Raw genomic sequence first — 13571 nt, forward strand, 5'->3', positions numbered from 1 at the left:
ATTCGATATGGATCACCCGCCCCGCTACGGTGATCGGGTGCCGGTTGCGGAGGATATTCGAGACGTCTTCGCGGCCATCCCGGTCGAAGGGTGGCTGCATGTCCGGGATGTCGATACGGGCCGGGAATTCGGCCTGCGCGGTGATGATCAGGTGGTCATCGCATCGATCTTCAAGATCCTGCTGGTGCTGGAATTCTGCCGCCAGGTCACCGCGGGCCAGGTGGACCCCACCGAGCGCGTGCTGGTGGGGGCGGGCGACCGGCTCGGCGGGTGGGGCAGCGCGGGGTGTGCCGACGATGTCGAGATGTCGCTGCGGGATCTGGCCTTCTTCGCCATGTCGGTGAGCGACAATACCGCCGCGGATCTGCTGCTGCACCGCATCGGCACCGATACTCCGGGCCTGCTGGCGGCCGAACTCGGGCTCGACCGCACCCGCGTCATCGGCGGCCCGCGGCACCTGATGGAGACCATGTTCGCCGATGCCGGGGCGGCGGACGGCGCGGAGTTCGCCCGCGTCTATCCCACCCTGACCCGCGAAAAGGTCGCCGCCATGCGGGTTTTCCGGCCCGACCTCACCACCTCCAGTACGCCCGGCGAGATCACCCGGCTGCTCACCCTCATCTGGACCGACCGCGCGGGCCCGCCCGCCGCGTGCGCGCTGACCCGGGATCTCATGCGGCGGCAACTGTTCTGGACCCGGCTGGCCGCCGGCTTCCCGGAGGAGGTCCAGGTGGCCTCGAAGACCGGGACACTGCCCGGACTGCACATGGAGGCCGGGGTCGTCGAATATCCGGACGGCGGGCGGTACGCGGTCGCGGTCTTCGCCCGCACCGACGAATTACGCACCCGCCGCATCGATGTGGACCTGGCCATGAGCCATGCCGCACGGCTGGCCGTGGAGTACCTGCGCACCCGCACCGACCAGGACTGATATCGCCTGGAGTATCGGGCGATTCGCCGCTCGATCTTGGACACCGGGCGGGTGCTGGTGCTTTGGTCGGGCGCATGACTTCACAGATCGACCGCCGCCGCTTCCTGCGCCGCGCGGCCACCGCCGGCGCTGGACTCACCGCGGCGGGGGCGGCAGCGGGCGCAATCGCACTGACGCACCACGAAGGCGATGGCCCGAGGCACGAAACACCCTCCGCCACTGCCGAATTCCGCTGGCTCGGTGTAGCGGGCTGGCGCATCGACATTGCCGGGGAGACCGTGCTGGTGGACCCGTATCTGACCCGATTCCCGGTCGGCATCGCCTCCGGCTCGTTCGATACCGCCACTCCCCTGCGGGTCGATCCGGCCGCCGTCGACCCGCACGTGGGCACGCCGAAACACATCTTCGTCACGCATACGCACTGGGATCACTTCAACGATGTGCCGCATATCGCGACGAATACGGGCGCCCGGGTCTTCGGCACGCTGACCGCCTACCACCTGGCCCAGTCCATGGGCGTGCCACCGTCGCAGCTGAGCACCGTGCGCGGCGGTGAGGTCTTCGACTTCGGTTCCTACACAATGGAAGTCGTCGGCTCGCTGCACAGCCGGACCGCGTCCTATTCCATGTTCTTCCCGGGTGTGCGGGTCAGCCGCCCCGAACCGCCCGCCACCATCGCCGACCTCCCCGAGGGCGACACCCTGAACTTCCAGCTGCGCATCAAGGGCGGCCCGGCCGTGTTCTTCATGGGTGCAAGCGATTTCGTCGAGCGCAATGTGCGCGGCCTGGCTCCGGACGTGGCCATGCTCGCCGTGAATTCCTCCACCGCGACCCACGACTACGCGGCGCGCCTGATGCGCGCCCTCGACCATCCGGCGAAGGTGGTGCCGGTGCACTGGGACCAGTTCGAATCCCCGCTGCAGAACCCGCCGCCACTGGGCGACTCGGATCGCAAGCAGCTGGACGCGTTCGTGGCCGCGGTGCGGGCGGCGAGTCCCCGGACCGAGGTCGTGGTACCGGATTATCTGACTTCGTACCGGTTCTGACACGAGGGTTGCACAATCAGTAACTGGGAGTACGCTCAGAAATGAGTTCACTCAGTTTTGATCTCCGGTAGGAGGTGTCGGATGAATGCGTCACCCGAATCCGCACAGGTCGGAAGACGCCTGCTCAAGGTCAGCGATAAACAGGCCCGCATCTTCGAGGCCGCGGCGACATTGTTTGCCGAACGCGGGTTCGAAGGGGTCACCACGCAGCAGATCTCCGATCGCGCCGAGATCGCCGCGGGCACCCTCTTCCGATACGCCGCCACCAAGGGCGAACTGCTGCTCATGGTCTACAACGAGGAGATGCGCACCGCCCTCGACGCCGGCGCGGAGGCCGCCCAGGGCACGCCGGATCCGGTGGCGGCCGTGCTCGCCATGATCGACCCGCTGCTGCGGGCCGCCCGGCATCCGGAGAACACCATCACCTATCAGCGCGAGCTGCTGTTCGGCTCACCGGCCGACAAATACCGGTCCGAGGGCCTGGCACTGGTCGCCCGGCTGGAGGCGGTGATCGCCGAGCGCCTGGCCGCCGCGGCCCGGTCCCGCGGCGTCGCCGCCGAAAACCTGGAAAGCCAAGCGCAATTGGCGGGCCGGACCGTTTTCGCCGCCACCCATCTGATGCTCGCCCAGCCCGCCACCGGGGCGCATCCCGGTCATGACGCCGCTGCCGACCTGCACGCGCAGATCGCCCAGATCGTCGCCGGATTCTTCGCAACAGTCGAGAGGAGATAGTCACATGACCATCGACATCCGCAAGGTGACCGTGCTCGGTACCGGGGTGCTCGGGTCCCAGATCGCCTTCCAGACCGCGTTCAGCGGTTTCACGGTGACCGCCTACGACATCGACGACAAGGCCCTGGCCGCCGCGAAGGAGCGTCTCGGCAAACTCGCCGCGGTGTACGCGACCCAGGTCCCCGGCGGCGGTGACGGCAAGGCGGAGCAGACCGCGGCGGGCATCACCCTGAGTTCCGATCTGGCACAGGCGGTCCGGGATGCCGATCTGGTCATCGAGGCGATTCCCGAGGTCCTCACCATCAAGCAGGACACCTACGAGAAGCTCGGCAAGCTCGCACCCGAGCGGACCATCTTCGCCACCAACTCCTCCACGCTGCTGCCCAGCGACCTGAAGGATTTCACCGGCCGCCCGGACAAGTTCCTGGCGCTGCACTTCGCGAATCAGGTGTGGCACTTCAATACCGCGGAGGTGATGGGCACCCCGGACACCGATCCGCAGGTGTACCAGGCGGTCGTCGACTTCGCCACGAAGATCGGCATGGTGCCCATCGAACTGCACAAGGAGAAGGCCGGCTACGTCCTCAATTCACTGCTGGTACCGCTGCTGGACGCGGCCATGAACCTCGCGGCCGGCGGTTACGCCGATCCGGAAGCGGTGGACAAGACCTGGCAGATCGGCACGGGCGCACCGGCGGGACCGTTCCGGATCCTCGACGTCATCGGCCTGACCACGCCTTACAACATCATGGTGCACGGCGACGACACCTCGAAGAAGCTCGCGCAATGGCTCAAGGAGAACTACATCGACAAGGGGAAACTCGGCATCGCCACCGGCGAAGGCTTCTACAAGTACTCGTAAAGGAGCGCACATGTACTACAGCAGTGGCAATTACGAAGCCTTCGCCCGGCCGCGCAAACCGGCCGGCGTGGACGGTAAGACGGCCTGGTTCGTCGGGGCCGGGCTCGCTTCGATGTCCGGTGCGGCGTTCCTGATCCGGGACGGGCAGCTCCCCGGTGCGAAGATCACCATCCTGGAGGAGCTGAAGCTGCCGGGCGGCGCGCTCGACGGCATCCGGGAACCGAAGAAGGGCTTCGTGATCCGCGGCGGCCGCGAAATGGAGAACCATTTCGAATGCCTGTGGGACCTGTACCGCACCATTCCCTCGATCGAGGTCGAGGGCAGCGTCCTCGACGAGTTCTATTGGCTCAACAAGGACGACCCCAACTTCTCCCTGGAACGCGCCACCGTGAACCGCGGGCAGAGCGCGCAGACCAAGAATCTCTTCACGCTGAACGACAAGGCGCAGCAGGACATTACGAAGATCTTCCTCGCCACCCGCGAGGAAATGGAGGGCAAACGCATCAACGAGGTGTTCTCGAAGGACTTCTTCGAGAGCAACTTCTGGATGTACTGGCGCACCATGTTCGCCTTCGAGGACTGGCACAGCGCGCTGGAGATGAAGCTGTACCTGCACCGGTTCATTCATCACATCGGCGGGCTGCCGGACTTCTCGGCGCTCGAGTTCACCAAGTACAACCAGTACGAATCGCTCGTACTGCCGCTGTACCGGTGGCTGCTGGATCAGGGCGTCAACTTCCAGTGGGAGACCACGGTCACCGATGTCGATTTCGACATCAAGGGTGATCGTAAGCAGGCCACCAGGATTCAGTGGGTGGAGAAGGGCAAGGAGGGCGGCGCCGACCTCGGGCCGAACGATCTGCTGCTCATGACCATCGGCTCGCTGGTGGAGAATTCCGACGAGGGCGACCATCACACGCCCGCCAAGCTGAACGAAGGCCCCGCGCCCGCCTGGGATCTCTGGCGGCGGCTCGCGAAGAAGGACCCGTCCTTCGGCCATCCGGACGTGTTCGGCGGGCATATCCCCGAGACCAAGTGGGAGTCGGCCACCGTCACCACGCTGGATCAGCGCATCCCCGAATACATTCAGAAGATCTGCAAGCGGGATCCCTTCAGCGGCAAGGTGGTCACCGGCGGCATCGTCACCGTCAAGGACTCCAACTGGCTGATGAGCTGGACGGTCAACCGGCAGCCGCATTTCAAGCAGCAGCCCGCGGATCAGATCGTGGTGTGGGTGTATTCGCTGTTCGTCGACAAGCCCGGCGATTACGTGCAGAAGACCATGCAGGAGTGCACCGGCGAGGAGATCACCCAGGAGTGGCTGTACCACATGGGCGTTCCCGAGGCCGATATTCCGGAGCTGGCCGCCACCGGCGCCAAGTGCGTGCCGGTCATGATGCCGTATGTCACCGCGTTCTTCATGCCGCGCAAGGCCGGTGACCGTCCCGAGGTGGTCCCGCAGGGCGCGGTCAACTTCGCCTTCATCGGCCAGTTCGCCGAGACTTCGCGCGATTGCATCTTCACCACCGAATACTCGGTGCGCACGGGAATGGAGGCCGCGTATCGCCTGCTCGATATCGAGCGCGGCGTCCCGGAGGTCTTCAACTCCACCTACGACGTCCGCAGTCTGCTCGCCGGTATGAGCCGCCTGCGCGACGGCGATCCGATCAGCCTGCCCGGACCGGAACTGCTGTGGCGCAATATCGCAAAGCGCCTGGGCAACAATGAAGTCGGGGAACTGCTCGAACAGTTCGGGTTGATCGAGACCAAGAAGTAGAGACTCAGTACTCGCAGGTCCGCCAGACGACCGCCTCCTGTACGAGGCGGTCTCTGACGCGGTCCACATGCGGTTGCGCCGGACCGCCCACGCGACGCGCGAGGAAGACGGTATTGATCGGCGGGTCCTCGGGATCCAGCAGCGCCGCAATGGTTCCCGCGGCGAACTCGCGGCTGCACAGATAGCGCGGCAGCACGCTGATGCCCGCGCCGGAGACCACGGCGGACAGGACGGCACGCAGGTCGCCGACGACCAGCGCGGGCTCGGCCTCCAGACGGGTGTCGAAGACGTGGCGCCAATACCGGCGCAGGATCGGGAGATCGGCGGCATAGCTGACCACGGGGATCCCGGCGAGGGCGGTGTGGTCGCCGCCGCGCAGGCGATCCAGGTCGATGCGGGCGGCCATGGAAGGCGCTGCGACGAGCGCGAATTCCTCATCCGCGAGGGGTTCGGACAGTACGGTGCGGCCTCGCGGCCGGATGGTGGAGAGCACCAGATCGAGCTTGCCGACGCGTAGATCGGTGAGCAGGTCATCGGCCAGACCCGTGGTGACGGTGAGCCGTACGCCGTCGGCGACGAGCGAGGACAGCGCCGGGAGCGCCAGCGCGGCCAGCATCTCGGCCGGGCCACCGAGCAGCACCGGATGTTCGGGTGCGGGGACGCCGTCGGCGGGGGTTTCGCCGAGCACGGTCTCCAGCGAGTCCAGTGGCGCGGCGACCCGGGCGGCCAGATCGTGCGCGGCGGCCAAGGGGGCGACGCCGCGCGGCAACCGCTCGAACAGCGGCCGCCCGAGCTGACGTTCGAGCGCCTGCAGCTGGGTGGTCACGGTGGGCTGGGACAGCCCGGTCTGCGCCGCACCCGCGGTGACGGATCCGGCCCGGTAGACGGCCAGGAACGTGCGGAGCTGCGCCAACTCCACGGTGCCATTCATATTCCGATGTCCCATATAGGCGATTCTATTGGTCTATCGATGAATGTCTACCTAGCGTAGATCCCGCGACGAACTGACACATCGCATACGAAATGTCAGGACGTCGGCCACGGACCTTCCACACCGACCTTCCCATCCGAGGAGAAGCGATGGCCAAAATCCTGTTCGTCATGACCGGCGTCGATTACTGGACGCTGGCCGATGGCACGAAACACCCCACCGGCTACTGGGCCGAGGAGTTCGCCGCGCCCTACGAGGCGTTCAAAGCGGCCGGCCACGAGGTCGTGGTGGCCACTCCGGGCGCGGTCGTCCCGCCGGTCGATGCGGGCAGCCTCGCGCCCGCGGTCAACGGTGGACCCGAGGGCGCGGAGCAGATCGCCGAAACCCTGCGCAAGGCAAGCGAACTGACCACCCCCATCCGGCTCGAGGATGTGGATCTCGCGGACTACGACGCCGTCTACTACCCCGGCGGCCACGGTCCGATGGAGGATCTCGCGGTCAATGCCGACTCCGGCCGCCTGCTCACGGCGGCTCTCGCCTCCGGCAAGCCGCTCGGCGTGGTCTGCCACGGCCCCGCCGCCCTGCTGGCCACCGCCGATGCCGACGGCAAGTCCTCGTTCGCCGGTTACCGTGTCGCGGCATTCAGCAATGCCGAGGAGACCCAGGCCGGTTTCGCCGACAAGGCGAAGTGGCTGCTGCAGGACCGCCTGATCGCGCTGGGCGTGGACTACCGCGAGGGCGAGCCGTGGGCCCCGCACGTCGAGGTGGACCGCAACCTGTACACCGGTCAGAACCCCGCCTCGTCCGCACCGCTCGCCGCGGAGCTCCTGAAGGCGCTCTGAACCCTTGACCGCCGACCGGACCTCCGAGGTACTCGACGCCACCCTGCGCTGCCTGCTGCGCTACGGGGTGCGGCGCACCACCATGGACGATATCGCCACGGAGACAGGCGTTTCCCGGTCGGCGGTCTATCAGTACGTCCGCAACAAGGACGATGCCGTGCGGCGGCTGTCCGACCGCCTGCACGATCAGGCCCTGGACCGGGCCCGGACAGCGGCGACCGCGGAGTTGCCGCTCGCCGACCGCGTGTACGAAATCCTCTGCGCCAAGGTCGAACTCGCGACCGGGCCGTTCGCCGGATCGCCGCATGCCGCGGAACTGATCGACGAGCAGGCCCGCCTGTGCGGCGATATCTGCCGCAGTTTCACCGGCGAGCTGGCCACGCTGCTCACCGAAGTACTCACCGGCGCAGGCGTTTCCGCTCCCGCCGATACCGCGCAGATCCTGCTGGCCGTGACCGTCGGGTTGCTCTCGAACGGCCGCACCGATCTGCTGCGCACGGCCACGGATGCCCTGCTGCCCGCGTAATACCCCTGAACCGAACCTCTTCGAAGGAGACACCCATGCCCGTGACCAGTCGTGAATGGCGCCTGATCGCCCGCCCCACCGGTGAGCCGCAGCCCGCCGATTTCGAGCTCGCCACCGTCACCCTCGCCGATCCCGGCCCGGGTCAGGTGCTGGTCCGCAATGACTGGCTCTCGGTCGACCCCTACATGCGCGGCCGCATGAACGATGTGGAGTCCTACATCCCGCCCTTCGTGCTCGGCGAGCCCATGACCGGCACCGCCGTGGGCACCGTGGTGGCCTCGAGTTCGGACGCGATTCCGGTGGGCGCCACCGTGACCCATTTCGAGGGCTGGCGGGAGTACGCGCTGCTGCCCGCGGGTGCGGTGCAGCCGGTCGACCCGAATCTCGCTCCGGCACAGGCGTATCTGGGCGTGCTCGGGGTCACCGGTATCACGGCATACGCCGGTCTCACCGAGGTCGCACCCGTCAAGGCGGGCGATGTCGTGTTCATCTCCGGCGCGGCCGGTGCGGTCGGTTCGGTGGCGGGGCAGATCGCGAAGCAGCTGGGCGCGGCGAAGGTGATCGGCTCGGCGGGTGGTCCCGAGAAGGCGGCCCGGCTGGTGAACGAGTTCGGCTACGACACCGCCATCGACTACCGCAAGGGCCATCTGTACGCGGAACTGGCCGCGGCCGCGCCCGACGGTATCGACGTCTACTTCGACAATGTGGGCGGCGATCACCTGGATGCGGCGCTGGTGTCCATGAACCGCTTCGGCCGTGTCGCCCTGTGTGGCGCGATCTCGGTCTACAACGACACCGAGCTGCGGCCCGGACCGAGCCATCTGCCGCTCACCATCGGGAAGCGGATCAACCTGCGCGGGATGAACGTCTCCGACCATTCGCATCTGATCCCGGAGTGGATCGGCAAGGCCGCGGGCTGGCTGGCCGAGGGCACGCTGCGCACCGAGGAGACCGTCGTCGACGGCATCGAGCAGGCGCCGGCCGCGTTCACCGCCATGATGAGCGGCGCGAACACCGGAAAGATGCTGGTCCGCCTGCCCGAGTGAACTTCGGATCTTGACCAGCGGCGCATTGCGGTACACCCTACATATGCAACTAGTTGACTATGAGAGGTGATCGTATGAACTCCTTCCGCGCCGCCGTCGAGGCCCGCGACGCCGCTGCTCTCGATGCCCTGCTGGCCGATGACGTGGTCTTCATCAGCCCGGTGGCGTTCAAGCCGTACCCGGGCAAGGCCATCACCGCGGCCATCCTGCGCGGGGTGCTGCGGGTGTTCGAGGACTTCCGCTACGTGCGGGAGATCCACTCCGACGGCAGCGCCGATCACGCCCTGATCTTCGAGGCGAAGGTGGACGGCAAGCTGGTCAACGGCTGCGACTTCCTGCGCTACAACGCCGACGGCAAGATCGAGGAACTGATGGTCATGGTCCGCCCGCTGTCGGCCGCCAATGCGCTGGCGGCGGCCATGGGCGCGCAATTCCCACAGATCGAGGCCGACGCCCGCGCAAGCCTGTAGGGCGTACGTCAACGTCCGTAGCTCGAATGCACGGCAAAGGTTTACGCCGTGCTCACCCAACACCGGTCGACCGCGCGGACCTGTTCAGGTTTCCTGAATGGAATCATGCACACCTCCGCGAAAGGGCGATCCGCCATGAAAGATGGCAGGTATACGCGTTACGTCGCGCTGGGCGACAGCCAGACCGAAGGCGTCGGAGACGGTACGGACCGGACCGGGCTACGCGGCTGGGCGGATCGGCTGGCCGACTGGCTGGCACACGGCAATCCCGATGTGGAGTACGCGAATCTGGCGGTGCGCGGCAAGCTGGCCCGCCAGATCCGGGCCGAGCAACTCGACGCCGCACTCGCCATGCGACCCGATCTGGCGACGGTGTGCGCCGGCATGAACGATCTGCTGCGCCCCAGCTTCGACCCCGACGAGGTGTACGGGCACATTGACGCCATGTTCGCGGCGCTCACCGGGCAGGGCATCGTCGTCGCGACGCTGACCTTCCCCGATGTCACGCAGATCATTCCGGTGACCAAGCCGATCCGCCGCCGGGTCGACGCCATCAACGAGCGCATGCGCTCGGCGGCGGCCCGGTACGGCGTGATCGTGGCCGAGACCGGGCGCTTCGAGGTGGTCTCCGATCGCCGGCTGTGGAGCCCGGATCGCCTGCACGCCAGCCCGATCGGGCATCAGCGCATCGCCGACGCGGTCGCCGAGGCGCTGCACCTGCCCGGCAGCGACCACAGCTGGACCCGCCCGCTCACCCCGCCGCTGCCGAATCGCGCGATGCTTGATGCCATCACCACCGAATTCCAGTGGGCGGCAACCGCGCTGGCGCCGTGGATCATGCACCGGGTGCAGGGCAAATCCTCGGGGGATCGCCGGCGGGCCAAGCGTCCGCAGCCGCTGCCGGTGGTGCCGCGGACGCTGACCTCGTAATCGCTAGCTCAAGGAGTGCAGGAACTCCGCGAGATAGCGACCGCTGTAATCGGGTTGGCCGTTGTTCTGCACAGCGGCCGCCCCGATGGTGTCGATGTGGTTGTAGCCGGGCAGGGTCTGCACGATCGCCGATTGTGGCACCGGGAATACCGTGCCGGGACCGAACTGCACGATGCTGTCGCCCGCCCACAGCACCAGATTCGGTTTCAGCCGGCTCAAGCCGTGATAGCGCAGATTCGCCATATCGCCGGTGCGGGCGCCGCCGTATCCGGCCGCGATATCGAGCACGACGCGCAGCGGGAAGTAGGTCTCCCAGTAGGCCGAGGGCGAGCCGGACGCCAATTGCCTTGCCACATCCCGGATATCGGCGACCTGATGTCCCGGCGAGGTGTACGGGACGCCCACCACATTGTTGTAGTTGCGCCAGGTGTAGAGCACGCTGCGATCAGCCGGAGCCACCCGGTCCTGCGGTCCCGCGGTCAATCGCAGGTAGTTGCCGATCAATGGAATCTGTGTGGCGTCACCGGGATTCGGGAAACTCTTGGGCCGCACCGGGCCGCCGTCGAGCGCGCCCACACCCTGCTGGAGCAGTTCGAAATTGCAGGAGGTATTGCCGATGAGCTCGCCCAGCAGCGCGGTATTGGTGAATCGGTAGTCACGCATGGTGCCGGAACCATCCGCGCCATTGGTGACGAAATCGGCCCAGGTCGAGCTGAAGAGGAAGTTCAGCGTGGAATCGATGGCGGGATCGTGCGGAAGATGCGCCAGCAGTTGGCTTTCCCCGTCGGGATCCAGGTATGCCGCCAGTCCCGCCAGCCGGTACAACATCATGGCCTTCGTGCCGATGACCGGGGTGTCGCCGAATACGCGTGGCAGCACTCCGCCGTTCTGCGCGGCTTTCAGCACATTGTTCACCGGTGAGATCAGCGCATTGGTCAGATCCTTCAGGAACGGGGTGTTCTCCAGGGCCACCGGATCCGACGAGACCATGGAATCCTGTGCCACGTAGGCCGCGCACTGACTGTCACCGGACGCGTCGGGATCACCGCCGCCGAAATCCCAGTCGGCGAAGAATCCGGTCACGAGGCCGCCCAGGGAGATGCCGGTGCAGACGTATTTGTGCTGCCGCACAACCTGATCCGGGATCTCGTGCAGCATGATCTCGTATTGATCGCGCAGCACTCGCTCCAAGCCCATCGAATCGAGGACGGCGAGATCCTGGGAATTCTGGAATCCCGGGAACACGCGGCCGTCGATGGGCTTGCCGTTGAAGTAGTAGTCGACGGCATCGAGATAGTTGTGGGTGCGCAGCGCGTAATCGAATCCGGCCGACTCGTCCAGGCAGGTGCTGCGCCGGGCCATGGCCCAGAATTCCACCTTGCGGCCGGTGTCATGGGCCGAGCGCACGGTATTGCGGGCCACAGTGTCGGAATTCATGGAACCGCCGTCGAGTCCCTGCTGCTGCACCACCACCGAATCGGCGTCGGCGGAATTCGCGGGTCCATCGGCCGCGCGATAACGCAGGAAGCTGGTTCGATCGCAGGCGGGCGGATGCGGTGGCGCGTTCGAAGGTAGCGGTAGCAGGAAACTGACCTGCGAGACGACGACACCGTCACCTTGGTCGATCACCTGTTCCTGCCGGTCCGTCGCGGCGCTGACCGGTGCGGTCGCGTGCGCGATCGGGGAAATCGGCTGCAGCACAGCGAAGCACACGCCCGCAGCGAAAAGGAGCGAACCCCGCCCTAAAGAACGCATCATATCCAGCATCGTGACGAAGTGGCCCGCGCCACGTCATTAGGCACCTGATCAGCAAACCGGCTGCCGGACTGTGAAAGTGCCCTACGGCGTGAGACCCGACCAGAAATCGCAGCGATGATCGGCGTCGAACGAATCCGCGATCACACTGCCCGCCGGCCGGAAGGAGATGAACTGCGCACTGCCGGAATCGTATTGCGGGATGGCGGGCAAACCCGCCGGATCCGCCCGGTGGTCGATGACGAAATGCATCCAGTAGCGGCGCATCTCCGCGGCCAGGCGGCGCTGATCAGGTGACATCACGCCGTTCAGGAATCCACCGGCCTCCGCCAGATCGAACAGTGACGGCAGTTCACTGGCGTGGTAGGCGCCCATCGGGAAAGTGCTGGGCGGGGCGACGGGAGCCGGATCGTCGAATTCGTAGACATAGGTGGGACTCCGGCGGCCGAACTCGGCCTTCTCCTCGGAGGCGCCGCACACCATATCGTCGGTCCACGCCCGGGTGATCGCCTGCGCGGGCTGCGGGAAAGCGGTGAGCGGATATTCCTGCTGCACCCGATCCGCCTGCGCCGGCGTGATATCGAGACTGGTCACCAGCGCCTGCGGATAATCGGCCGCCGCCAGCTGCGACCCGAACGGAATGCCGTACTTCATCCAGGCCCACAGCGCCATTTCGTCATGGTTGGAACCGACGAGCGTCGGCACCGGCCTCGACGCACCGGATTTCAGCGCGACCGTGGGATCCTGCGGCAGGAAAGCATTGCCGTACACCGCATTCGACGGGTCGAGCGGCTGATCCACCAGCTGCGCGGCGGGCAGCGCCCGTAAGCAGGCCGCCGCGCCGGGCCCAGGGCAACCGTTCCGCTGCGCCCAGGCATCCCCAGCCTTCTCGGCCTGCGGCAACGACTGCGCCGAGCAGGGGCCGCTCTCCATGATCGCGGCCTGGAACAGTCCGGCACTGCTCGGCGCGGCCAGTTGCGCGCAAATCGCTATGGCGCCCGCGGATTCGCCCGCGACCGTCACCCGGCCCGCGTCGCCGCCGAAGGCCCCGATATTGCGCTGCACCCAGCGCAGGGCCGCCTGCTGATCCATGAGCCCGTAGTCGCCCGCGCCCGCGCCTTCGTCCAGGGCCGAGGCGGCCAGGAAGCCGAAGGCGCCGAGCCGATAGTTGACCGTGACGACGATGCTGTCGCCGTCCGGCTGCGAAATCAGCGGGGCGGCACCGTACATGCTGCCGGAACCGGATTCGAAGCCGCCGCCGTGCAGCCACACCATCACCGGCAGGGCCCGGTCCGACGGGAGGGTGCGCGGGGTCCACACGTTCAGGTAGAGGCAGTCCTCGTCGTTCGAGCGCGGGCCGCCGATACCGGTCTGCTGCGGGCAGCTCGGCCCGGCCGTGCGCGCGGTCCGCACCCCTGGCCAGGGCGCGGGCGGCTGTGGCGGACGCCAACGGAGGTCACCGATCGGTGGTGCGGCATAAGGGATTCCGTCGAACAGCCGGTACCCGTCGCCGAGCCCGCCCTGCACTTGACCGCTGCCGATCGCAACGGTGTCGGGGGCATTCACGACCGCGTCCGCGCGCGCCCCGCCCGGAGGCACCGCGAACAGGAAAGCCAGTATCGCCAGCAGCGCCACCCCCGCTGACCTTGCCCGATCACGCACGATCACCGGAGCCTCCTCGGCCGCACCGTGTTTCGCCCGACAGGGCTTCTGATACTAGTCG

Annotated in this window: 13 protein-coding genes; 10 read left to right on the forward strand and 3 right to left on the reverse strand. The window is 66.9% G+C overall.

What is annotated here, in order from left to right; translation table 11 throughout:
- Positions 1 to 37 precede the first annotated feature (37 nt).
- The 5 genes from ACH438_RS29850 to ACH438_RS29870 all read left to right on the forward strand — a co-directional run bounded on the left by ACH438_RS29850 (position 38) and on the right by ACH438_RS29870 (position 5348).
- Positions 38 to 931, forward strand: coding sequence for a serine hydrolase (locus ACH438_RS29850; protein WP_397011149.1), 894 nt, complete (start codon positions 38 to 40; stop codon positions 929 to 931).
- A gap of 74 nt (positions 932 to 1005) precedes the next feature.
- Positions 1006 to 1977 (forward strand): MBL fold metallo-hydrolase, encoded by a 972-nt coding sequence (locus tag ACH438_RS29855; protein WP_397011151.1) that lies wholly within the window; start codon positions 1006 to 1008, stop codon positions 1975 to 1977.
- A gap of 81 nt (positions 1978 to 2058) precedes the next feature.
- The gene (locus ACH438_RS29860; protein WP_397011153.1) at positions 2059 to 2709 is read left to right on the forward strand and encodes a TetR/AcrR family transcriptional regulator; all 651 of its coding nucleotides are present in this window, start codon (positions 2059 to 2061) and stop codon (positions 2707 to 2709) included.
- 4 nt (positions 2710 to 2713) lie between these two features.
- On the forward strand, positions 2714 to 3571 hold the full coding sequence (locus ACH438_RS29865) for a 3-hydroxyacyl-CoA dehydrogenase (RefSeq protein WP_397011155.1): 858 nt from the start codon (positions 2714 to 2716) through the stop codon (positions 3569 to 3571).
- Between the two features lie 10 nt (positions 3572 to 3581).
- Positions 3582 to 5348 (forward strand): oleate hydratase, encoded by a 1767-nt coding sequence (locus tag ACH438_RS29870; RefSeq protein ID WP_397011157.1) that lies wholly within the window; start codon positions 3582 to 3584, stop codon positions 5346 to 5348.
- Between the two features lie 4 nt (positions 5349 to 5352).
- On the opposite strand, the gene ACH438_RS29875 is transcribed toward ACH438_RS29870, so the two are convergent.
- Entirely contained in the window at positions 5353 to 6294 is a 942-nt protein-coding gene (locus tag ACH438_RS29875) for a LysR family transcriptional regulator (protein WP_397011159.1), read from the reverse strand.
- Positions 6295 to 6428: 134 nt separating this feature from the next.
- On the opposite strand from ACH438_RS29875, the gene ACH438_RS29880 reads away from it, so the two are divergent.
- The 5 genes from ACH438_RS29880 (at position 6429) to ACH438_RS29900 (ending at position 10093) form a co-directional block, all read left to right on the forward strand.
- On the forward strand, positions 6429 to 7121 hold the full coding sequence (locus ACH438_RS29880; protein WP_397011161.1) for a type 1 glutamine amidotransferase domain-containing protein: 693 nt from the start codon (positions 6429 to 6431) through the stop codon (positions 7119 to 7121).
- A gap of 4 nt (positions 7122 to 7125) precedes the next feature.
- Positions 7126 to 7647 (forward strand): TetR/AcrR family transcriptional regulator, encoded by a 522-nt coding sequence (locus ACH438_RS29885; RefSeq protein WP_397011163.1) that lies wholly within the window; start codon positions 7126 to 7128, stop codon positions 7645 to 7647.
- 35 nt (positions 7648 to 7682) lie between these two features.
- A complete protein-coding gene (locus ACH438_RS29890; protein WP_397011165.1) occupies positions 7683 to 8693 on the forward strand; it encodes an NADP-dependent oxidoreductase in 1011 nt (336 codons plus the stop codon).
- 74 nt (positions 8694 to 8767) lie between these two features.
- Entirely contained in the window at positions 8768 to 9163 is a 396-nt protein-coding gene (locus tag ACH438_RS29895; protein ID WP_397011167.1) for a nuclear transport factor 2 family protein, read from the forward strand.
- Between the two features lie 135 nt (positions 9164 to 9298).
- Positions 9299 to 10093, forward strand: coding sequence for an SGNH/GDSL hydrolase family protein (locus tag ACH438_RS29900; protein ID WP_397011169.1), 795 nt, complete (start codon positions 9299 to 9301; stop codon positions 10091 to 10093).
- A gap of 3 nt (positions 10094 to 10096) precedes the next feature.
- Here the strand turns inward: ACH438_RS29900 and ACH438_RS29905 are convergent, their stop codons facing one another.
- Together ACH438_RS29905 and ACH438_RS29910 are read right to left on the reverse strand one after the other, a co-directional pair.
- Positions 10097 to 11806 (reverse strand): hypothetical protein, encoded by a 1710-nt coding sequence (locus tag ACH438_RS29905; protein ID WP_397011171.1) that lies wholly within the window; start codon positions 11804 to 11806, stop codon positions 10097 to 10099.
- A gap of 126 nt (positions 11807 to 11932) precedes the next feature.
- Entirely contained in the window at positions 11933 to 13516 is a 1584-nt protein-coding gene (locus ACH438_RS29910) for a carboxylesterase/lipase family protein (RefSeq protein WP_397011173.1), read from the reverse strand.
- Positions 13517 to 13571: the final 55 nt, after the last annotated feature.

It is taken from the genome of Nocardia sp. NPDC020380, assembly GCF_044386975.1.
GTDB lineage: Bacteria > Actinomycetota > Actinomycetes > Mycobacteriales > Mycobacteriaceae > Nocardia.

Bases quoted from the DNA above. Each gene is read 5' to 3' on its own strand.
- ACH438_RS29870 (WP_397011157.1), top strand. From the start codon at position 3,582: ATGTACTACAGCAGTGGCAATTACGAAGCCTTCGCCCGGCCGCGCAAA.
- ACH438_RS29860 (WP_397011153.1), top strand. From the start codon at position 2,059: ATGAATGCGTCACCCGAATCCGCACAGGTCGGAAGACGCCTGCTCAAG.
- ACH438_RS29875 (WP_397011159.1), bottom strand. From the start codon at position 6,294: ATGGGACATCGGAATATGAATGGCACCGTGGAGTTGGCGCAGCTCCGC.
- ACH438_RS29895 (WP_397011167.1), top strand. From the start codon at position 8,768: ATGAACTCCTTCCGCGCCGCCGTCGAGGCCCGCGACGCCGCTGCTCTC.
- ACH438_RS29865 (WP_397011155.1), top strand. From the start codon at position 2,714: ATGACCATCGACATCCGCAAGGTGACCGTGCTCGGTACCGGGGTGCTC.
- ACH438_RS29880 (WP_397011161.1), top strand. From the start codon at position 6,429: ATGGCCAAAATCCTGTTCGTCATGACCGGCGTCGATTACTGGACGCTG.
- ACH438_RS29855 (WP_397011151.1), top strand. From the start codon at position 1,006: ATGACTTCACAGATCGACCGCCGCCGCTTCCTGCGCCGCGCGGCCACC.
- ACH438_RS29900 (WP_397011169.1), top strand. From the start codon at position 9,299: ATGAAAGATGGCAGGTATACGCGTTACGTCGCGCTGGGCGACAGCCAG.
- ACH438_RS29890 (WP_397011165.1), top strand. From the start codon at position 7,683: ATGCCCGTGACCAGTCGTGAATGGCGCCTGATCGCCCGCCCCACCGGT.